A 20,482-nucleotide genomic window follows, 5' to 3' on the forward strand; every position below is an offset into this window, starting at 1 on the left:
CGTTCCTGAAAAATGATGCCTCCCCAGGCCGGCAGCCGGGGGAGGCACTGTGGGTGTCGAGGCTATTCGGTCCAGTGGACCTTGGTCAGGTCGGCCACCGAAAGCGGCCAGTTCTCCCACATGCCTTCGATCTTGGCGTCCCACACGCCGACCTTGGGGAGCTGGAACAGGAAGCCGTTGACGGCATCCTCCGCGAGGATGCGCTGGGCCTTGCCGTAAAGCTCGTTGCGCTTGGCCTCGTCGGTCGTGACCTCGAGCTCTTCCATCACCGCGTTGAACTCGGGGTTCTGGTACTGGAAGTAGTAGTCCGGCCGCGCATAGATACCGATGTCCATCGGCTCGACATGGGAGACGATGGAGAGGTCGTAGTTCTTGTCGGTGAAAACCTGGCTCAGCCAGTCGGCCCATTCCAGCGGAATGATCTCGAGATTGATGCCCACCTGCCGCAACTGCGAGGCGATGATCTGGCCGCCGTCACGGGCGTAGCCGGGAGGCGGGAGCTTCAGCGTCGCGGAGAAGCCATCGGGGAAGCCCGCCTGGGCCAGCAGTTCCTTCGCCTTTTCAGGATCGTAGGGATAGGTGCCGGTCAGGTCGACATAGGCCGGATGGTGGGGCGCGAAGTGCGAACCGATCGGCACGCCGAGGCCGGGCGGGGTGCCGGCGATGATCTCGTCGCGGTTGAGCGCGTGGGCGATGGCTTGGCGCACCTCCAGCTTGTCGAACGGCTCCTTCTTGTTGTTGGTCGCCAGAACGGTCTCGCCCTCGGTCGAGCCGATCACGACCTTGAACCGCGGATCGCTTTCGATCTGCGGCAGGGCGTCGCCGGCCGGCATGTTGGAGAAGGCATGCACGTCGCCGGACAGAAGTGCCGGAACAGCCGCGGCCGCGTCCGGGATGATGCGGAACTCGGCCTTGTCGAGCGCGACTTCCTCGCCCCAGTAGTCGGGGTTCTTCACCAGCGTGATCGAAGAACCCTTGGCCCAGTTCTCGAACTTGAACGGGCCGGTGCCGATGGGCTTTTCCTTGTTGCCGTCGGCAGAGGCCGGGGAGACGATGGCTGCCTCACCCCAGCCCATGTTCCACAGGAACGCGCCCTGCGGGTGCTTGAGGGTCACGACCACGGTCGCCGGGTCGACAACCTCCACCTTCTCGATCGCCGAATAGAGGCCTTTCTGCGGATTGACGGAATCCTCGGCCATGGCGCGGTCGATGGAGAATTTCACGTCCTCGGCGCTGAAGTCCGCGCCGTCGTGAAACTTCACGCCCGTGTGCAGCTTGAAGGTATAAACCTTGCCATCATCGGAGATTTCCCAGCTTTCGGCGAGGCCGGGCTGTACTGCGCCGTCCGGGCCGATGCGGGTGATGCCTTCGAAGATGTTCGCATAGCCGACTTCCTTGATCGCGGCCGCGGCACCGGCGGTCGGATCGAGATGCGGCGGCTCAAGCACCATGCCGATGACGATGTCCGTGCGCTGGGCAATGGCCGCGCTCGACGTGGCGAGCGCAAGCGCCGTAGCCACGAGAACGGATTTCAAAAGCTTCATGACGATCTCCCGATGCAAACTGAACCCCGGCGATCAAAGCGCGAAACGCACGGGGAGTAAATCGACTTTGTTGCGGTGCAACTCACCGATCGCGTTGAGGTGGACGGTTCTGGCGCTCAGCCACGCAGAGCGCCGCGCAACAGCACATCCAGCCCGATGGCCATGACCTTGGCGGATTCGACCATGTCGTCGATGCCCACCCACTCGTCCGGCTGGTGGGCGAGGTCGAGGATACCCGGGCCGTAGGCGATGCAGTCGTGCAGGTGGCCGATGCGGGCGACATGCTTCTGGTCGTAGGTGCCGGGCGAAATCACGTAGTCCGGCTCCTTGCCGAAGATTTCGCGGATGCCTTCGGCGACCGCCGTCACAACCGGCGCGTCGCGTTCCGTCATGGTCGGCTGGACTTCCATCAGGTCACGGATCGAATAGTCGAATTTCGGGCGTTCGCGCTTGAGCCGGTCGAGAATGGAGGTGACCTCGCCCTTCACTTGGTCGATAGATTCTTCCAACAGGAAGCGGCGGTCGATCACCGTGCGGCACGTATCCGCGACGTTGGGCGAGGGCAGGCCGGGGAAGAAGTCCTCGGTCTGGCCGCCGTGGATCGAGTTGATGTTCATGGTAGAGCGGCGCGCACCTTCCGGGACCACCGGCATCTGGGTCTGCTTGCGGTCGAGCGCTGGGAAAAGCTCTTCCTCGAAGGCGTGCAGCACCGCGCCCATGTGGCGGATCGCCGAATCGCCGAGGAACGGCATGGAGCCGTGCGCGATCCTGCCCTTGGTTTCGATCTCCGCCCACCAGACCCCGCGATGACCGAGGCAGATGCGGTCCTTGTTGAGCGGTTCGGGAATGATGACGTGGTCGACGCGCGGCTTCGAGAAGAAGCCCTTGGAGGCGAGATAGGCCACGCCGCCGAAACCGCCCGACTCCTCGTCGACAGTGCCCGAAATCTCGATGGCACCTGGAAAATCCGGATAGACATCCATGAACACTTCGGCAGCGATGATGGAGGCCGCGAGGCCGCCCTTCATGTCGCAGGCGCCGCGGCCGTACACGCGGCCATCCTTCACGATGCCGCCATAGGGATCGACCGTCCAGCCTTCGCCGGCCTCCACCACGTCGATATGCGAGTTGAAATGCACCGTGGGGCCGTGGCCGCGTCCGTCGAACCGGGCGACGACGTTGGTGCGCGGGTAGCGGTCCGAATCGCCCGGCGTGTCCTGCCCCCGGATAAGCTGGGTCTCGAAGCGGCGCTTCCTCAGCCGGTTGGCGATGAACTCGGCGCAAGGCGTGTAGGCCTCGCCCGGCGGGTTCACCGTGGGAAAGCGGATCAGGTCGGCAGTGAGAGCGACGAGTTCGTCGCGGCGGTCGTCTATGGCGCGGAAGAGCTTTTCGTTCATGGGCGCTATTGAGCAGGCGGGAATGGGGGCTGGCAAGCAGGCTGTTTGGTCCAGCCTGATTTCATTATGCCAGCCAGCCCGATATGCGAAAGATTGTTAGGAAATCTGCGTCAGACTCGCCCGAAATCGCCCGAGGGTGCACAATGTGCTTTGTGGGATGGGACAGTTTGGGGTTCGACGCATGAACAGGTTTGTGCTGGCCGCTGCATCGGCGGCGTTGCTGCTCTTTTCCGGCCTTTCGGCCCAGGCATCCAGTGTCGTGGCGCGCGTTGACGTCGCCGCGCAGAAGATGACGGTCACGCATTACGGCAAGGTGCTCTACGAGTGGCCCGTTTCGACCGCGCGTGCCGGTTATACGACGCCGCGTGGCGAGTTCCGGCCCTACAGAGTGCACAAGCTTTGGCTCTCGCGCACCTACGACAACGCGCCGATGCCCTTTGCCGTCTTCTACGACCGCGGCTGGGCGGTGCACGGAACGGATGCCGTCAGCCGGCTTGGACAGCCTGCCTCGCATGGCTGCGTGCGGCTTGCGACGCCCAACGCGGAAGCCTTCTACCGGCTGGTGCGCCAAGTGGGTGCAGGCAACACGCGCATCATCGTGGAAAACTGAGACCGCCAGCCGGCGAAAAATATTCCACTTCATGTCGCGTTTCCGGCATTTCAATCCCGAACCGTCTTGCATAGACCTGAGGAGGTGAGGGAGCGTTCAACGATGTCGGATCACCGGGTCGAACTGTCGAGACCTGTTTCGGACGAGGTCCGGAAGACGACCTGCTACATGTGCGCCTGCCGGTGCGGCATCGACGTGCACCTCAAGGACGGCAAGATCCGCTACATCGAAGGCAACCGCGACCATCCGGTCAATCGCGGCGTGCTTTGCGCCAAAGGCTCGTCCGGCATCATGCAGCACTATGCGCCGGCGCGGCTCGATTCGCCGCTGCTGCGTACCGGTCCGCGGGGATCGGGCGAATTCCGCAAGATTTCCTGGGACGAAGCGTTGACGCTCGCGACCGGGTGGCTCGGCGAGGTACGCGACCGCGATCCGAAGAAGCTCGCCTTCTTCACAGGACGCGACCAGTCGCAATCGCTCACCAGCTTCTGGGCACAGCAGTTCGGCACGCCCAACTATGCCGCGCATGGCGGCTTCTGCTCCGTCAACATGGCGGCTGCCGGCATCATGACGATCGGCGGCGCCTTCTGGGAATTCGGCGCGCCGGACTGGGAGCGCACGAAGCTGTTCGTGATGTTCGGCGTTGCCGAGGATCACGATTCCAACCCGCTCAAGATGGGCATCTCGAAGCTCAAGAAGCGCGGGGCGCGGTTCGTTTCGGTCAATCCGGTCCGCACGGGCTATTCGGCGCTCGCCGACAACTGGATCGGCGTGCGGCCGGGAACCGATGGCCTGCTGATCCTGGCGCTCGTGCACGAGCTCCTCAAGGCGCGGCGCATCGATGTCGACTACCTTGTCCGCTATTCCAATGCGCCGTGGCTGGTGATCGACGCGCCGGGCACGGCCGATCACGGGCTTTTCGCTCGGGACGCTGAAGGCAAGCCGCTGGTCTTCGAAACCGTGACCGAGCGCGTCGTGCCGGCCGGAACGAAGGGCGCGCGTCCGTCGCTTTCCGGGCGCACGCCGCTGCCTGACGGGCGCGCCGTGGCGCCGTCGTTCCAGTTGCTGGCGGAAGAGTATCTCGATTCTCGCCACGCACCCGAGGCCGTGGCCGACCGCGTTGGGATCGATGCCGCCACCATTCGCGGCCTTGCCGAGGAAATCGGGCGTGTAGCCTTTGACGAGGCGATCGAGATCGAGCAGCCTTGGACGGATGTTTACGGCGAACGACACCAGACCTTTGTGGGCCGGCCGGTCTCGTTTCATGCGATGCGCGGCATCTCGGCGCATTCCAACGGGTTCCAGACGGCGCGCGCGCTACACATGCTGCAGGTGCTGATCGGCGCGATCGACTGCCCCGGCGGTTTCCGTTTCGAGCCGCCTTACCCGAAGCCCCTGCACGCGCATCCGCGTCCGCACGGCAAGTCGGAGCATTTCGGCTCCAACCAGCCCCTTGCCGGGCCGCATCTCGGTTTCCCGCTTGGGCCGGAAGACCTTCTGGTCGACGCGGAGGGCAAGCCGACGCGCATCGACAAGGCGTTTTCCTGGGATGCCCCGATCTCCGCCCATGGCCTGATGCATATGGTCATCGCCAACGCGCATGCGGGCGATCCGTATCCGGTCGACGTGTTGTTCCTCTACATGGCCAACATGGCCTGGAACTCGTCTATGAACACGGCCGGCGTGATCAGGATGCTGGAGGACAAGGACGAGGCGACCGGCGAATATCGCATCCCCAAGATCATCTATTCCGACGCCTATTCATCGGAAATGGTGGCCTATGCCGATCTGGTCCTGCCCGATACGACATATCTGGAGCGGCACGACTGCATCTCGTTGCTCGACCGGCCCATCTCGGAGCCGGATTCCGTCAATGACGCCATCCGCTGGCCGGTGGTCGAGCCAGACCGTGACGTACGCGCCTTCCAGAGCGTGCTGATCGACCTCGGCGCGCGGCTGCGCCTGCCGGGCTTTTCCGACAGCCGCGGGCAACCGCTCTACGCAGACTACGCCGACTACATCGTGCGCCACGAGAGGCGCCCTGGCATCGGGCCGCTGGCAGGGTTTCGCGGCCTTGAAGCCGACCGGACGGGCAGGGGAGCGGCCAACCCCGACCAATTGAACCGTTATATTGAGAACGGTTCGTTCTTTTCCGCGCATATCCCGCCCGAAGCGCAGTTCTTCAAGCATGCCAACACGGCCTATCAGGACTTTGCGGTGCGGATGGGTTTCTTCGACCAGCCGCAGCCGGTGACGTTCCAGCTCTATTCGGAAGAACTGCAGAAGTTCCGCCTGTCGGCGCAGGGCCTTCGCGAGCCGGCGGCGCCGGAAGCCTATCGCGAGCGCATCATGTCTGCGTTTACGCCGCTGCCCTCATGGTATGAGCCGTTCGAGGAAGCGGGCGTGGACAAGTCGGCGTTTCCATATCACGCGATTACGCAGCGGCCGATGGCGATGTACCATTCGTGGGGCTCGATGAATGCGTGGCTGCGCCAGATCCATACCCGCAACCCGCTTTACGTGCCCGGCGCGATCTGCGACGCGCACGGGCTGAAGGACGGCGACTGGGTCTGGCTATCCTCGCATCACGGTCGCATCAAGGTCGAGATCGCACGTTCCGAGACCGTCAATCGCGACACGATGTGGACGTGGAACGCGATCGGCAAGCGGGGCGGTGCGTGGGCGCTCGATCCGGCCTCGCCGGAGGCGACCAGAGGCTTCCTGATGAACCACCTGATCCATGAGTTGCTCCCGCCGAAGGGCGACGGCATGCGCTGGTCGAATTCCGATCCGGTCACGGGCCAAGCCGCATGGTATGACCTGCGGGTCAACATCGAGAGGGCGGAGCCCGACGTGACAAGTCAGCCGCATTTCGAGCCGCAGAAGCGGGGCACGCGTGAGGTTGCCGACGAGTTGCGCTACGGGCAGGAGTGGAGCCGATGACGTCCCTCCCATCCCAGCCGACCCCGAAAAAGCTCGGGCTCGTCATCGATCTCGACGTCTGTGTCGGCTGTCATGCCTGCGTGGTCTCGTGCAAGGAGTGGAACACCGGCGGATATGGCGCCGCTTTGTCCGATCAGGACCCTTATGGTCCGGACGTTTCAGGCACGTTCCTCAACCGCATCCATTCCTTCGAGGTGACGCCGGAGGGGGGCGAGGTCGTGGGGGAGGCGGGCGCTGCGCGGTTGATCCACTTTCCCAAGTCCTGCCTGCATTGCGAGGACGCGCCCTGCGTGACCGTCTGCCCGACGGGCGCCTCCTACAAGCGCACCGACGACGGCATCGTGCTGGTGGACGAGGACATGTGCATCGGTTGCGGCCTGTGCGCATGGGCGTGCCCCTATGGTGCGCGCGAGATGGACCTTGCTGCCGGCGTGATGAAGAAATGCACACTCTGTATCGACCGCATCTACAATGAGACCATTCCTGAAGTGGATCGCGTGCCGTCCTGCGTGCGGACCTGCCCAACCAATGCGCGGCATTTCGGCGATCTCGCCGATCCGAGGTCGGCCGTGTCGATCATGGTGGCCGAACGCGGCGGCATGGACCTTATGCCGGAGCAGGGTACCAAACCCGTCAACAAATATCTGCCGCCCCGCCCGCGAAAGCCGCTGGCAGCGAATTCCGCGCCCGCCGCAGAGGATACGCGCGGGGCAACGGGTTTCTTTGCGTGGGTCGACGACATGCTGGACCGGATATGATGGTCGTGCAGCTCTCGACTTTGCAGGGCACTCTACGTTGCCCCCCTCTGTCCTGCCGGACATCTCCCCCACAATGGGGGAGATCGGCTTTCATTGCCTCTACGGCATCTCCTGAGACGTTGACGATCGGCGAAAGTCGAGCGGTTAATGGATCTCCCCCCTCGTGGGGGAGATGTCCGGCAGGACAGAGGGGGGCGCGACGGAATGCGGCGCTGCGGGGGCTTCGCTTCTAGATGCATCCAGCCCTTTCCATCATCGCGTTCACCACTGCTTCCGGGCTGGGTTACGGGCTTGCGGCCGTTCTCGGGCTCGGCCTGCTCGATCCCACATCCGTGGCGACGAAGATCGCGCATTTCGCTGCGCTGGCGCTGATCTCGGCCGGCTTGCTGTCATCGACATTGCATCTCGGCAATCCGCAGCGCGCATGGCGGGCGCTGTCGCAGTGGCGCTCGAGCTGGCTGTCGCGCGAGGGCGTGATGGCGATCCTCACCTTCATTCCGCTGTGCATTGCAGCATATGGAGCGATCTTTCAGTCGCGCTACCTGCCGATTGCGGGTCTGCTCGGCACGCTGGGGGCGGCCGTCACTGTCTACTGCACCTCGATGATCTATGCGTCGCTGCGGTCGGTGCAGGCGTGGCACACGCCGCTCACGCCGGCCTGCTATCTGCTCTTTGCCGGCGCGGGCGGAAGCCTGCTCGGTCTGTTTTTCGCGGCTTCGGGCGGTGGCAATGTGCTGGTGTTGTCGGTGCTGTCGGTGGTTCTGCTAGTCGCGGCCTGGGTGTTGAAATGGCTGTGGCGGCAACACATGCTGTCGCAGGTTCCACTTTCGACACCCGAAAGCGCCACGGGCCTCGGCTTCATCGGCAAGGTGAAGCTGTTCGAGCGGCCGCATTCCAACGACAACTATCTCACCAGCGAGATGGGTTTTCGGGTTGCGCGCAAGCATGCGGCGAAGCTGGCGCGGCTCAGCGTGCTGCTTGGCGGCGTGGTGCCGGTCGCGGCCGTCGCGCCGCTGCCTTTATCCGGTGCCGTCAACCCGGCGTTCGCTGTCCTGCTGGCTATAGTAGCCGTCCTGTCTCATGCCGTCGGCGTGCTGACCGAGCGCTGGCTGTTCTTCGCCGAAGCGCGGCATGCGGTGATGAATTATTACGGACATTAGGCCGCCGCAGCTTCCGTCAGCTCGTCTTCCAGCGCTTGTGAAACCACATCCACTGGCCGGGATGCTCGCGCACCCAGCCTTCGACCGTGTCGTTGAGAAGCTGGCTGGTCGCCTGCACGTCGAGCGTTCCCCTTTCGGTGCGCGGTAGCTCCAGCTTGTCGAAAATCTCGAGACGGTAGCGGTTGCCGGGCAACCGGACGGAGCGAGCCGGATAGACGTCGCATTCATACTGGCGCGCGAGCTTGGCCACCAGCGGACTGGTGTTGCATGGCAGTCCGAAGAAGGTGGTCGGCACCCCCTTTTGGAACTTCTGATCGACTAGGACGCCGATATTGCCGCCGCGTTCGAGGATGCGGGCGAGGCCGAAGGCTGCCCCGGCGCGCGAGGCGATCAGTTCGCCCATCGCGTCGGCGCGGGTCGAGAAGATGTACTTGGCGATGTAGGGGTTGTTCGGGGCGCGGAACAGCGCTGTCACCGGCAGCTCGTACGAGGCTGCGGCCACCGGCAGGAGCTCGAAATTGCCAGTATGGGCGGTGAAGAAGATGTGCGGCCTGTCGCTGGCGCGCACGCGCACGAAAATCTCCTCGCCGATGACCTCGACGCGGCCCGTCTTGTCCGAATTGGGTTCGAAGTCGAAAAGCTGGTCGAGGAAGACGTACTCGCCGGCCAGACGCGCCATGTTGCCCCACATGTCGGAGGCGATCGCCTGTATCTCTTCCTCGCTCTTTTCGGGATAGGCGTTGCGGAGATTGTCGAGCGCGACACGATGACGTCCAAACCATGGGCCGATGCGGCGCGCCACGCGGTCGGCGAAATCGAGCGCACGATCGGGCGGCAGCAGGCGCAGGAGCCAAAGCGCTGCCATGGCGGCCTGTGCCGTCAGCCAATACTCCGCCTGCTTGAGAAAGCGCAGTGTCCTTGCAACCAGCGGCCGAAGGAATGGCGCGCGGCCGTCACTCATCACGCAATCCGCAGGATGATCTTGCCGAAGACCTCGCGGCCTTCCATGCGTTCGAGCGCGCGGCTGATGTCGTCGAAGCCGACTTCGGTGTCGATGACGGGATGGACGATGCCGGCGGCCATCTTCTGCATGGCGTCCGCCATGTTTTCCATGCGGCAGCCGAAGGAACCGAAGATCTTGAGCTGCTGCTGGAAGAGCTGCATCAGGTTCATGCTGGTGGACACACCCGAGGTCGAGCCGCAGGTGACGAGGCGCGCGCCGCGCTTCATGCACAGCATCGAGCCGGCCCACGTGTCGGCGCCGACATGTTCGAAGACAACGTCGACACCCTTCTTCTTAGTCAGTTTGCGCACGACGCCTTCGAAGCGGTCTTCGCGGTAGTTGATGACGTGGTCCGCGCCCAGCGCCTTGGCCTTCTCGATCTTGTCGTCCGAGCCCACGGTCGTGATGACCGTGCAGCCCATGCGCCGCGCGAGCTGGATCGCGGCCGAACCAATGCCGGAACCGCCCGCATGGACGAGGATGGTCTCGCCCGGCTGCAGCTTGGCATTGTCGAACAACATGTGCTCGACCGTGCCGAAGGTCACTGGCGCAACGGCCGCGCCGATCTCGTCGACGCCGGGCGGTGCCGGCACCAGAAGCCGCGCCGGCAGGTTGACCTTTTCCTGCGCGAAGCCGTCGAGATGGAAGCCGTGGACGCCGGACACATGCTCGCAGAGATTGTCGCGCTTCTCGCGACAGGCGCGGCAGCGACCGCAGGTGCGCGCGCCATAGATCGAAACGAGTTGGCCCGGTGCGAGGTTCGCAACGCCTTCGCCGACCGTCTCAACCTCGCCGGAAGCTTCCGCGCCGACGACCAGCGGCATCTTGCGCTTGGCGAACGCCATGCCGCGCCAGCCCCAGACATCGATGTGGTTGAGCGCAACCGCCCTGATCCTGACGGTGACCTCTCCGAGACCGGGAGGCGGGGGCGGGGGCAGGTCGACGGATTCAAGCCGCCGATCCTCGACGAGTTGCAGTGCGCGCATGGGAGTATCCGCTTCTGTCTGGCGTTTGCGGAAGCGGACTAGACCGGTTCCCGCGCCATGACAAGGCACGTATTCTGACCACCGAAGCCGAAGGAGTTGGAAATCACAGTTCCGACCTCGGCGTCGCGCTTCACGTTGGGCACGACATCGAGCTCGATCGCCGGATCCGGATGGTCATGGTTGATGGTCGGCGGAATGACGCCGCGCGCCATGGTCAGAAGTGAAAACACCGCCTCGATGGCGCCGGCCGCCGACAGCGTATGCCCGATCATCGACTTGTTGGACGAGATGGGAATCCGCTTCATCCGCTCGCCGAATACCGTGGAAAGCGACAGGTGTTCCATCTTGTCGTTTTCCGGCGTCGAGGTGCCGTGTGCGTTCACGTACTCGATTTCGTCCGCATCCATGCCGGCATCGGCAAGGGCGGCATGAACGGCGGCTATGGCAGGCGAGCCATCCGGCTTGGAACGGGTGCGATGGAAATCGTCGGCCTTCTCACCGCAGCCGCGCATGATGCCAAGCACCGGCGCGCCGCGCGAGAGTGCGCTTTCCAAGGATTCAAGCACCAGTGCCGCCGAACCCTCGGCCAGCACGAAGCCGTCACGGTCCTTCGAAAACGGCTTCGATGCCTTTTCGGGCCGCTCGTTCTGCGTCGACAGGGCCGAAAGCAGCGAAAAGCGGATCAGCGCCTCGGCGGTGGCCGAACCGTCCGCGCCGATGGCGAGCGCCCGATCGCTTTCGCCGCGCTGGATCGCTTCCACGCCAAGCTGGATGGCGGTTGCGCCGGATGCACAGGCGGTCGACAGGGTGATCGGCAGGCCGCGCGTGCCGAAGCGATCGGCTAGACGGTCGGCGATGGCGCCGAACTGCGAAGCCTCGAAGATTTCCTGGCGAAGCTGCTCGCGCGCGGAGGCGAGCAGGCGTTCGTAAACCGGTAGATCGAGATCGGCGGAATCGTAGAGCGCCAGCCGTTCGTGCCAGTCGAGCTCGACCGGAGGGGATGCGAGAAACAACGGGCCGGCGAAATCGCTGACATTGTAGCCCGCGCCGGCAACCGCTTCCAGCGCCGCGATCTCGGCAAGCTCGTAGGTCAGCGCGCTTGCGCCCTTGTCGCTGGAAGCCAGAAAATCGACTGTGCCGGAAATGGTGGTGTTCAGGTGTTCGGTGGGGAAGCGGGTGATCGGATGGATGCCGGAGCGTCCCGAAGTCAGCGCGGTCCAGTTGTCCTCCACGCCCTGGCCGAGCGAGGTCACGACGCCAACGCCGGTTACGGCGATAACGGGGCGGCCACGGTGATCGGTGGTGCTGGGCATCGCGTCTTCCTCCGGCTCACGCCTTGACGATGAGGGCAGCGCCCTCGTAGCGATGATAGCCGATGCTGGTTGCCAGGACTGCTTCGGGAGCGCCGTCCAGCGGGCTCTCATTCTCCGCATCGAAGGCCGGGTAGGGCGCGCCGTTGTGAATGGCGAGTGCCGCCAGCGCGATCGCGAAGGGGAACTGCGCTTCCTTCAGGTGCCCGGTCAACGTCGAGAAGCCACGCATCGCGAAGTCGCCCGCGCTCTGGAGCGCGTTGCGTTCCGCGCCTGTCGCGGCATGCGCGCCCGAAGCGCCGGAGATGGCCATCAGGCGCTGGTCTGGCGCGCCCAGCGCGCGGACGACACCCGAGATCGCCTCGACGAGGTTGCCATCGCTGCGCCTTGCGCGGCCGGACGCCACATTGCTGATGGCGGCATAGGCATTGCGCCCGCGCGCTTCAGCGTGTTCGCGCGATTCAAGGACGAGGAAAGCCGCGCCCGAGCCGGTGATCACGCCGCCGCCATCGTTGGCGGCCCGCTGCCACACGGATTTCCAGCGCTTGCGGTGCAGGAAGCCGTCCAGCTCATAGCCCAGCAGCATGTCCGGATGTTCGGTCTGGAACGCGCCGCCAACCAGCATATGGGTCGACTGTCCCGACCGGATGCGCGCCGCCGCCGTCTCGATCGCCGAAACGCCTGCACCCTCTTCGCCCATGAAGGTGCGCGACGAGCCGGTGACCTTGTGCACGATCGATATGTTGCCGGCCAGCAGGTTGGATAGCTGGGCGAGAAAGAGCGTGGGCCGTAATTCGGTTGTGAGCTTCTCGTTGAGAAGCAGGTCGCGGTCGTTGCGGGTGCGTGCCGCGTCGAGGATGGCCTGGTCGACCGCGCTATCGCGCTCGCCGCCGCCGGCAGCCACGACCATGTCCATGGTCGCCAGCAGCGCTTCGTCCTTGGCGTCGGCATCGTCTAGCGCCACACCGGCCGCATAAGTCCCCAGCCGCTGCCATGTCTCCATCTGCCGCTGGTCGCCTCGCTTGGCGATCTGCAGGCCCCAGTCGATCTCGGGAAGCGGGTGGATCGTGTACGGCTGAAAGCGCTCTGCATCGAGCACGGGCTTCGCGCCGGGCGTGCTCAGCACATGCCAATGGCGCTCGGCGCCTTCGCCGAGCGAGGAGACGAGGCCGATGCCGGTAATGACGACGTCGCGCGCGCTCATTCAGGGCTCATCCGAGGCCGCCGCCATACAAGCTCAGGTCGCGTTCTTGGCCGCGACGAGGCCATCGATCTTCGCGCAGAGGTTTTCCATGACGAAATATTCCTCAGCCGGAGCCTTTCCGTCGTTGACCTCCTGGGTCCACTTCTCGAGCGGCACCTTGATGCCGAACTCCTTGTCGATCGCAAAGACGATGTCGAGGAAATCGAGGCTGTCGATGCCGAGGTCGTCGATCGTGTGGCTCTTGGGCGTGATCGTGTCGCGGTCGATCTCGCTGGTCTCCGCGATGATGTCGGCAACCTTGTCGAATGTCGATGTCACTGTGATTCCCTCTGAATGCAGGGCTTGTTCGTTCGTGGTCTGGCGGCTCTCTAATCGGTTTTTACGGGCAGGAAAAGAGCCAGAGCCAAAAAGGTAGCCGCCTTTGCCCTCAATTGAAGACGATCCGGCCGATGATGTGGATACCCTCATCGGTCGGCGCAACGATCACTGCCTCGCCCTCGCGCGGGGTTACGCCGACGAGCGCCTCGATACTTTCGGGATGCGTGACGAGCACGAGATTGCCGGAACCAGAGTAGGTGCGAATCAGCTCCATCACTTCCTCCCGGGCAGATTTCGCTGCTTGTTCGTCTTCCGGAGGCGGGTCGAGCGCATCCATTTCCTCGACCAGCCCGTCGCCGAATGCGAGGCGGGCGGTCTGGAGTGTGCGGCAATAGCGGCTTGCGTAAACCTGCTCAACCGGCTCGGCTCGTGCCGAGATCAGCGCACCGATGCGCCGTGCCTGCTGACGCCCCCGATCTGACAGATTGCGTTGTGTGCGGCAGTTCTCGATGTCGAAATTGGCCGGGTCGCCGGAACCCGGCGCGTTGGCGTGCACCAGGAACAGCACCTGGCCGCCATTGCGCAGCAGTGCCCATCCTGCCTCTGTGGCGCTGGCTGGCGTGCCTGCCAGAAGGAGAATGGCGACGACGATCGTTGTCAGACGGAGCATCCGGTACCCTTTGTTGCTGCTACCGATATAGGGACGGGATCGGGACATGAAAGGCAAGCCAATGCTTTGTGCTTGCGGTTTCGATGCCGCAGCTTGCCGCGACGGCGCAATTGCGCTACCGCGCGGGCATGTCCCCGGTGGTCGAAACCATTGCCTTCGTCTTCGGGCTGGTCGGGCTCGGCTATTGCGCGGGCTGGGCCGGTCTGCTGCGACCGCAGGTTGGTGATGCTCTGACCGACTTCGCCATCGTCGTAGCCGTGCCGGCGCTGTTGTTCCGGACCATGATCGGGGTCGATTTCCACGGGGCCGCGCCCTGGTCGCTGTGGCTTGCCTATTTTTCTTCGGTGCCGGTCGTGTGGATCACGGGGCACATGGTCGCGACGCGGATATTCGGTCGCGACGCGGCCGCAGGTGTTGTCGCGGGCATAGCAGCCTCGTTCTCGAACCTGCTGCTTCTCGGCCTTCCATTCATGCAGGGTGTGTTCGGCCAGCCCGGAATCGAGGTGCTGTCGCTCTTACTCTCCGTGCATCTGCCGATCATGATGGCCGCCTCGATCGTCATGTTCGAACTGGTGCGTCGCAAGGAAGGCAAGTCGTCCGACCCGCTCCGCGTTCTGCGCGACTTCCTGCGCAACCTGTTCACAAACCCGCTGATCATAGGCATTCTCGCAGGCCTTGCCTGGCGGATCACCGGCTTGCCGATGCCTTCATTGGGGATGCGCTTCATTGACGCTTTTGCGGGCATCGCCGGCACGGTCGCGCTCTTTGCGATGGGGCTCGGCCTGCGCAAGTTCGGCATTTCGGGCAACGTAAAGCCTGCGCTGGCGCTCTCGTTCCTGAAACTCATGCTTCTGCCCGGCGTCGTGCTGGTCGCCGTGATTGTCATCGGTCTTCCGCCGTTGCCGGCGCAGGTTCTGGTGGTCGCCGCCTCGATGCCGACAGGCGTCAATCCCTACCTCATCGCGACCCGGTTCGGCACGGGGCAGGTTCTGGCTTCGAATACGATGACCATTTCCACTGCCTGCGCGATATTGACCACGGGCTTCTGGCTGACTGTCGCGCAGAGGTTTCTCGGGTGAGGCCTTGGCTTCGGCGGGGATGCGTCTAAGTCTGTTGGTGAAGCAATCGGACGAGGCGCCCCATGCGCCGCAAGGGAGAAAGCACCATGCTGCAGAAGACAAGCCATTTCATGCGCCAGGCCAATCTGATCGACGGCGAATGGGTGCAAGCCGATTCCGGTGCCGTCATCGACGTGATCAATCCCGCTACCGGGTTGAAGATCGGGACCGTGCCGAAGGCTGGTAAAGCAGAGACGCGCCGCGCCATTGAGGCTGCGGATGCCGCCTTCAAGTCGTTCCGGAAAACGTCGGCGCTTGAGCGTTCCAAGATGCTGCGCAAGCTGCATGACGCGATCATGGACAACCAGGATGCGCTTGCCGAGCTGCTGACGATGGAACAGGGCAAGTCGCTCGCCGAAGCCAAGGGGGAGGTCGGCGCGTCCGCGGCCTATGTTCTGTGGTTCGCTGAGGAGGCGCGGCGGACCTATGGCGACGTCGTGCCGAGCCCATGGGCGGACCGCCGGGTCATCGTCACCAAGGAGCCGGTGGGCGTCATTGCCGCGATCACGCCCTGGAACTTCCCATCCTCGATGCTGGCGCGCAAGATCGCACCGGCGATCGCGGCCGGTTGCACGGCTGTCGTGAAGCCCGCTTCCCAGACGCCGTATTCCGGGCTTGCCTGGGGTGCGCTGTGCGAGGAGGTCGGCATCCCCAAGGGCGTCGTCAACATCGTCACCGGCTCGGCTGGCGAAATCGGCGACGAAATCTGCTCCAACCCCCTCGTCAAGAAGATCACCTTCACGGGGTCGACCGAGGTCGGCAAGATCCTGATCGAGAAGTCGGCGTCGACCGTAAAGAAGGTCTCGATGGAGCTCGGCGGCAACGCGCCCTTCCTGATCTTCGACGATGCCGACATCGACCGCGCGGTCGAGGGCGCTATCGTTGCCAAATACCGCAATTCGGGCCAGACCTGCGTATGCACCAACCGCTTCTTCGTTCAGTCCGGCATCTATGACCGGTTCGTGGAGAAATTTGCCGATGCTTCGAAGAAGCTGAAGGTCGGGCCTGGCCTTGAGGATGGAACCCAGCAGGGGCCGCTGATCGACGACAAGGCGGTCGAGAAGGTCGAGGAATTCATCTCCGACGCACAGGCCAAGGGCGGCAAGGTCGTGACCGGCGGCAAGCGGCATGAGCTTGGCGGCTCCTTCTTCCAGCCAACGGTTATCTCGGGCGCCACACCCGACATGAAGTTCATGAAGGAGGAGATTTTTGGCCCCGTGGCGCCGGTTTTCCGCTTCGAGACCGAGGAGGAGGCGGTGGCGCTCGCCAACGACACGGAGTTCGGCCTTGCCTGCTATTTCTACACCGGCGACCTTGGTCGCGCCTTCCGCGTGATGGAAGGGCTGAAATATGGGATGGTCGGAATAAACGAGGGCCTCATCACCACGCCGGAAGCGCCCTTCGGTGGCGTCAAGGAATCGGGCATCGGCCGCGAAGGAGGACATCAGGGCATCGAGGATTATCTCGACACCAAATATGTCTGCATCGGCGGCTTGGGACTCTAGAGCCGGAATTCATGGTCTGGTGCGTCCTTCGAGGCTCGCTTCGCTCGCACCTCAGGATGAGGAAGGTAGGTTGATCGAGCCCACCCACAGTGCGCTCGATGCACTTCAGCCCTCATCCTGAGGTGCGAGCGAAGCGAGCCTCGAAGGACGCACTGGAGGCATATCTGCAGGGCAGGCCCGTATGGCAAGCGAAGCAATGAGCGTCGAGCGTTTCGGCGAGACGAAGCACAAGGAGCCCGTCCAACGCATCCGGATCGCCGGAGGCGGGCTTCGCGCCAGCATTCTAACCCATGGCGCTATCGTCCAGGATTTGCGTCTTGATGGTCATGACGCGCCGCTGGTGCTGGGTTTCGAGCGCCTGGACGATTATCTCGACCATTCGCTATATTTCGGGGCAATCGTCGGCCGACAGGCAAACCGCATCGCGCGCGGGAAGTTTGCACTGGACGGCGAACGCTTCCAGACTGACCGCAACGACAACGGAAACACGCTGCATGGCGGCGGACGCGGGCTCGACAGGCGTGTGTGGCGGCTGGCCGACCACGGCAGCGATTTCGTAACCCTGACCATCGCCGATCCTGCCGGCGCAATGGGCTTTCCCGGTACGCTCGACGTGGCTTGCACGTATCGGCTGAAGCCGCCGGGCACATTGTCCGTCGAGTTGACGGCGACCTGCGACCGGCCGACGCTCTGCAATCTCGCACACCATTCCTATTTCAACCTGAACGATGGCGGCAGCAGCCCGGTCCACGACCATCGCCTCTCGATATCGGGTCAGGCCTATTTGCCGATTGACGAGCAATGCCTTCCGACAGGGGCGGTCCTGCCGGTCGAAGGTACGCCGTTCGATTTCGTGGTTCCGCGTACGATCCGCCAGACGAAAGGGCAGGAAACGCCCTACGACCACAATTTCTGCCTTTCGGCCGCACCCCTACCGTTCCGGCAGGTGGCGTGGGCGCAGGGCGAACGGTCGGGTGTTGAAATGGAGGTCTGGACAACCGAACCAGGGCTGCAGTTCTTCACAGGTCAGTTCGCTGACCGGCAGGTTCCTGGTCTCGACGGCATCCTTTATCGCTCATTCGCGGGCTTCTGCCTCGAGCCGCAAGGGTGGCCGGACGCGCCGAACCGGCCGTATTTCCCGCAGTCGGTGTTGCGGCCTGGGGAAGAATACCATCAGCGCAGCGAATTCCGCTTCAGCCTGCTGAGCGAGGTCTGACTCAGCCGTCGAAGGCCTCGCGCAGAACTTCGACGGGCGCCAGTGCGCCCCGAACCTGAACGACCGCCGCGGCAACCCGATGAGCGCGCCTGGCTGCCTCGACGGGGTTGTGACCGAGCAAACGGGCGGCGAGATAGCCGCCGTTGAAGGAATCGCCCGCCCCGGTGGTGTCCACCGGGTTCGCGACGTGGGTGGCGGCGACAGTCGAGCTGTCGGTGCCCATCACCACCAGTGCCGGCTCCGCTCCATCCTTGACCACGACTTCCTTCGGCCCCGCGTTTGCGATCCGCTCGGCGGTCGTCGCAAGGGCCGTATCGCCGTAGAGCGCCTGCTCGTCGGGAAAGGTCGGCAGAACAATGTCGGCGACCGAAAGCGCCCCGTCTATCGCCGTGCGGGCCGCTTCGGCGGACTGCCACAGGCGAGGTCGGTAGTTGGGATCGAACGCAATCAGGCTGCCGGCGCCGCGCGCAGCCTCGATGGATTGCAGGAGCGTTGGGCGCTGCGCCTCTTCCAGAATTGCCACGGTGATTCCGGAAAAGTAGACAAGTGATCGGTTTTCAAGGCTTTTCGACAGGAGAGCGGCGTCGTCGGCAAGGCGACGCGCGGCAGCGTCGGCGCGCCAGTATGTGAAGGATCTTTCGGCGCCGTCGAGGCTGATCGCATAGAGGCCGGGTCGCGCGCCGGGAATACGCGGGCTGGAGGCGGTGCCGATGCCGTTTTCGGCAAAGAACGCCCGTTGCTGGGCTGAAAACGCGTCGTCGCCGAAAGCACTGACATAGTCAGTGGGCCGGTTTTCAGGCAACAGCGCGCGCATCGTCCAGATGACGTTGAACGTATCGCCGGAGTGCCCCATTCGCCAGTCGGCCCCGCTGCCGGTCAGTTCCAGCATGCATTCTCCGATCGACGCGATTCCGTTCATCCGCAGCTTCTCCTGTGGTTGGCGGCCACTGTCTAGCGGCGCGGTCGCAGGTGCGCAATGCACGACAGATTTGTGCTTGACCTTCCAGCGACGGGAAGCCCTAGCTCTGGCAAATCGAACCGGGAGACCTGCAATGAGGAAGTGGATAATCGCCGCCATAATTCTGGTGGTTCTGGCCGTGGCAGGGTTTTACGCCATGCGCATGATGTCGCCGCCGCCGGCCGATCTCGATGTGGCGCGTGAGAAGATGTCCGCTGCAGGAAAATACGCTGTTGCGATCGAGCCGGAGGCCGAGCCCATCCAGCAGGGGGCGCTGCATGGCTGGATCGTCACCGTGAAAACGCCGGACGGCGAACCCGTCTCCGATGCCGAAATCACCGTCGATGGCGGCATGCCGCAGCACGGGCATGGAATGCCGACCGCCCCTCAATCGACTGGACATGTCGGCGAGGGGCGGTACCGCATTGAGGGCGTGCGCTTCAACATGGGTGGCTGGTGGGTGCTGAAGTTCGCCATTTCCGCTCCTGCAGGCAGCGACGAAGCCGAGTTCAACATCGTTCTGTAAGTTTGATGATGATGCCGCGCGCCATATTCCTCATCCTGCTATCGGCGGCTTTGTTTGCCGGCTGCTCTGCCGAGCAGTTCTCGGAGGAGGAAAAACGCCTGATCGGCCAGTTGCGCCTGTCACAGCTTGGCCCCCTGCCGCCGGACCCGAGCAACGCGGTCGCAGATAATCCGGCTGCCGCGGCTTTTGGCGAGGCCCTTTTCTTCGACACACGGCTTTCGGGCGACGGCACTGTGTCGTGCGCCACCTGCCATCTGCCGGACCGTCAGTTCCAGGACGATCTTGCGCTGGCACAGGGTGTGGGCGTCACCGACCGCCGCACCATGCCGCTCGCCGACGTGTCGCACGGACAGTGGTTCTTCTGGGATGGGCGCAAGGACAGCCTTTGGGCGCAGGCGCTCGGCCCGCTCGAAGATGCGCGCGAGCACGCCGGCAACCGCACCGCCTTCGCCCATCTGGTCGCGGCACAGTACCGGCAGGACTACGAAGGCCTGTTCGGGCCGCTGCCGGACCTGTCGGCGCTGCCGGAGGATGCCTCGCCGCTCGGCACGGCACAGCAGCAGGCAGCATGGGCAACGATGGATGAAGACCAGCGCGGCGAGATCGACGCCATCTTCGCCAATATTGGCAAGGTCATTGCCGCTTTCCAGCGCACCGTCGCGCATGAGGAAACGCGCTTCGATCGCTTCGCCGAGACGCTGCTGGCTGGCCATGAGCCCGAAGGCGATGCGGCGTTCAATTCCCTGGAGATTGAAGGCCTGAAGCTCTTCATCGGCAAGGCCAACTGCGTGGATTGCCACAACGGGCCGCGCTTCACGGACGATTTCTTTCACAATACCGGCGTTCCGGCGGTGCCCGGCCTGCCAGAGGACCGGGGCAGGGCGCAGGCGGTGGACAAGGTGCTTGCCGACCCGTTCAACTGCCTCGGTCCCTACAGCGACGCCAAAGGCGAAGGCTGCGATGAACTGCGCTTCATGGTGCGCGACAGCCATGAGTTCGAGCGCGCTTTCAAGACGCCGTCGCTGCGCGGCGCGGCCTCGCGGCCGCCCTACATGCATTCGGGCCAGATCGCTACGCTCGAAGACGTGATCGACCAGTATTCGCGGGCGCCGGAGGCTCCCGCCGGCCATAGCGAGTTGCGCGGCGTGATCTTCACCGATCGCGGCAGGGCGGCTCTCATTGCTTTCCTGAAGACACTTGATGGCCCGTTGTCAGTTGGAGGTGCGACGCGTTAAGCTCCCGGAATTCTGGGGGAT

At 64.0% G+C, this 20,482-nt stretch carries 18 protein-coding genes; 9 read left to right on the forward strand and 9 right to left on the reverse strand.

The window, feature by feature from the left end:
* Positions 1 to 62 precede the first annotated feature (62 nt).
* Entirely contained in the window at positions 63 to 1,544 is a 1,482-nt protein-coding gene (locus V1479_RS19935; RefSeq protein ID WP_368804478.1) for an ABC transporter substrate-binding protein, read from the reverse strand.
* 116 nt (positions 1,545 to 1,660) lie between these two features.
* Complete coding sequence (locus tag V1479_RS19940; RefSeq protein ID WP_368804479.1) at positions 1,661 to 2,941, reverse strand: acetylornithine deacetylase/succinyl-diaminopimelate desuccinylase family protein; 1,281 nt, start codon at positions 2,939 to 2,941, stop codon at positions 1,661 to 1,663.
* 181 nt (positions 2,942 to 3,122) lie between these two features.
* Between V1479_RS19940 and V1479_RS19945 the strand changes: the two genes are divergently transcribed.
* The 4 genes from V1479_RS19945 to V1479_RS19960 all read left to right on the forward strand — a co-directional run bounded on the left by V1479_RS19945 (position 3,123) and on the right by V1479_RS19960 (position 8,412).
* A complete protein-coding gene (locus V1479_RS19945; RefSeq protein WP_173192032.1) occupies positions 3,123 to 3,551 on the forward strand; it encodes a L,D-transpeptidase in 429 nt (142 codons plus the stop codon).
* Between the two features lie 102 nt (positions 3,552 to 3,653).
* Positions 3,654 to 6,494: a molybdopterin oxidoreductase family protein gene (locus V1479_RS19950; protein ID WP_368804480.1), complete on the forward strand. Its 2,841-nt coding sequence runs from the start codon at positions 3,654 to 3,656 to the stop codon at positions 6,492 to 6,494.
* A complete protein-coding gene (locus V1479_RS19955; RefSeq protein ID WP_368804481.1) occupies positions 6,491 to 7,252 on the forward strand; it encodes a 4Fe-4S dicluster domain-containing protein in 762 nt (253 codons plus the stop codon). Before V1479_RS19950 ends, V1479_RS19955 begins: the two co-directional genes overlap by 4 nt.
* Positions 7,253 to 7,485: 233 nt before the next feature.
* Positions 7,486 to 8,412 (forward strand): dimethyl sulfoxide reductase anchor subunit family protein, encoded by a 927-nt coding sequence (locus V1479_RS19960; RefSeq protein ID WP_368804482.1) that lies wholly within the window; start codon positions 7,486 to 7,488, stop codon positions 8,410 to 8,412.
* 16 nt (positions 8,413 to 8,428) lie between these two features.
* On the opposite strand, the gene V1479_RS19965 is transcribed toward V1479_RS19960, so the two are convergent.
* The 6 genes from V1479_RS19965 to V1479_RS19990 all read right to left on the reverse strand — a co-directional run bounded on the left by V1479_RS19965 (position 8,429) and on the right by V1479_RS19990 (position 13,903).
* Positions 8,429 to 9,373 (reverse strand): lipid A biosynthesis lauroyl acyltransferase, encoded by a 945-nt coding sequence (locus V1479_RS19965; RefSeq protein WP_368804483.1) that lies wholly within the window; start codon positions 9,371 to 9,373, stop codon positions 8,429 to 8,431.
* Entirely contained in the window at positions 9,373 to 10,401 is a 1,029-nt protein-coding gene (locus tag V1479_RS19970) for a zinc-binding dehydrogenase (RefSeq protein WP_368804484.1), read from the reverse strand. The genes V1479_RS19965 and V1479_RS19970 overlap by 1 nt, the downstream gene beginning before the upstream one ends.
* Positions 10,402 to 10,439: 38 nt before the next feature.
* Positions 10,440 to 11,714 carry a beta-ketoacyl-ACP synthase gene (locus V1479_RS19975; protein ID WP_368804485.1) on the reverse strand — a complete coding sequence of 425 codons (1,275 nt, stop codon included), beginning with the start codon at positions 11,712 to 11,714 and terminating at the stop codon, positions 10,440 to 10,442.
* Positions 11,715 to 11,730: 16 nt separating this feature from the next.
* Positions 11,731 to 12,915 (reverse strand): beta-ketoacyl-ACP synthase, encoded by a 1,185-nt coding sequence (locus tag V1479_RS19980; RefSeq protein ID WP_368804486.1) that lies wholly within the window; start codon positions 12,913 to 12,915, stop codon positions 11,731 to 11,733.
* A 33-nt stretch (positions 12,916 to 12,948) separates the two neighbouring features.
* A complete protein-coding gene (locus V1479_RS19985; RefSeq protein ID WP_173192011.1) occupies positions 12,949 to 13,233 on the reverse strand; it encodes an acyl carrier protein in 285 nt (94 codons plus the stop codon).
* A 109-nt stretch (positions 13,234 to 13,342) separates the two neighbouring features.
* Positions 13,343 to 13,903: a histidine phosphatase family protein gene (locus tag V1479_RS19990; protein ID WP_368804487.1), complete on the reverse strand. Its 561-nt coding sequence runs from the start codon at positions 13,901 to 13,903 to the stop codon at positions 13,343 to 13,345.
* 128 nt (positions 13,904 to 14,031) lie between these two features.
* Between V1479_RS19990 and V1479_RS19995 the strand changes: the two genes are divergently transcribed.
* The 3 genes from V1479_RS19995 to V1479_RS20005 all read left to right on the forward strand — a co-directional run bounded on the left by V1479_RS19995 (position 14,032) and on the right by V1479_RS20005 (position 17,742).
* Positions 14,032 to 14,982, forward strand: coding sequence for an AEC family transporter (locus V1479_RS19995; RefSeq protein ID WP_173193611.1), 951 nt, complete (start codon positions 14,032 to 14,034; stop codon positions 14,980 to 14,982).
* An 86-nt stretch (positions 14,983 to 15,068) separates the two neighbouring features.
* Positions 15,069 to 16,526: an NAD-dependent succinate-semialdehyde dehydrogenase gene (locus tag V1479_RS20000; protein ID WP_368804488.1), complete on the forward strand. Its 1,458-nt coding sequence runs from the start codon at positions 15,069 to 15,071 to the stop codon at positions 16,524 to 16,526.
* A gap of 181 nt (positions 16,527 to 16,707) precedes the next feature.
* Complete coding sequence (locus V1479_RS20005) at positions 16,708 to 17,742, forward strand: aldose epimerase family protein (protein WP_368804489.1); 1,035 nt, start codon at positions 16,708 to 16,710, stop codon at positions 17,740 to 17,742.
* A 1-nt stretch (position 17,743) separates the two neighbouring features.
* On the opposite strand, the gene V1479_RS20010 is transcribed toward V1479_RS20005, so the two are convergent.
* On the reverse strand, positions 17,744 to 18,661 hold the full coding sequence (locus V1479_RS20010; protein ID WP_368804490.1) for a sugar kinase: 918 nt from the start codon (positions 18,659 to 18,661) through the stop codon (positions 17,744 to 17,746).
* 133 nt (positions 18,662 to 18,794) lie between these two features.
* Between V1479_RS20010 and V1479_RS20015 the strand changes: the two genes are divergently transcribed.
* Entirely contained in the window at positions 18,795 to 19,226 is a 432-nt protein-coding gene (locus V1479_RS20015) for a FixH family protein (protein WP_368804491.1), read from the forward strand.
* An 8-nt stretch (positions 19,227 to 19,234) separates the two neighbouring features.
* Complete coding sequence (locus V1479_RS20020) at positions 19,235 to 20,461, forward strand: cytochrome-c peroxidase (RefSeq protein WP_368804587.1); 1,227 nt, start codon at positions 19,235 to 19,237, stop codon at positions 20,459 to 20,461.
* Positions 20,462 to 20,482: the final 21 nt, after the last annotated feature.

Origin of the sequence: Neoaquamicrobium sediminum (genome assembly GCF_040970315.1) — a bacterium.
Taxonomy (GTDB): Bacteria; Pseudomonadota; Alphaproteobacteria; order Rhizobiales; family Rhizobiaceae; genus Aerobium; species Aerobium sediminum.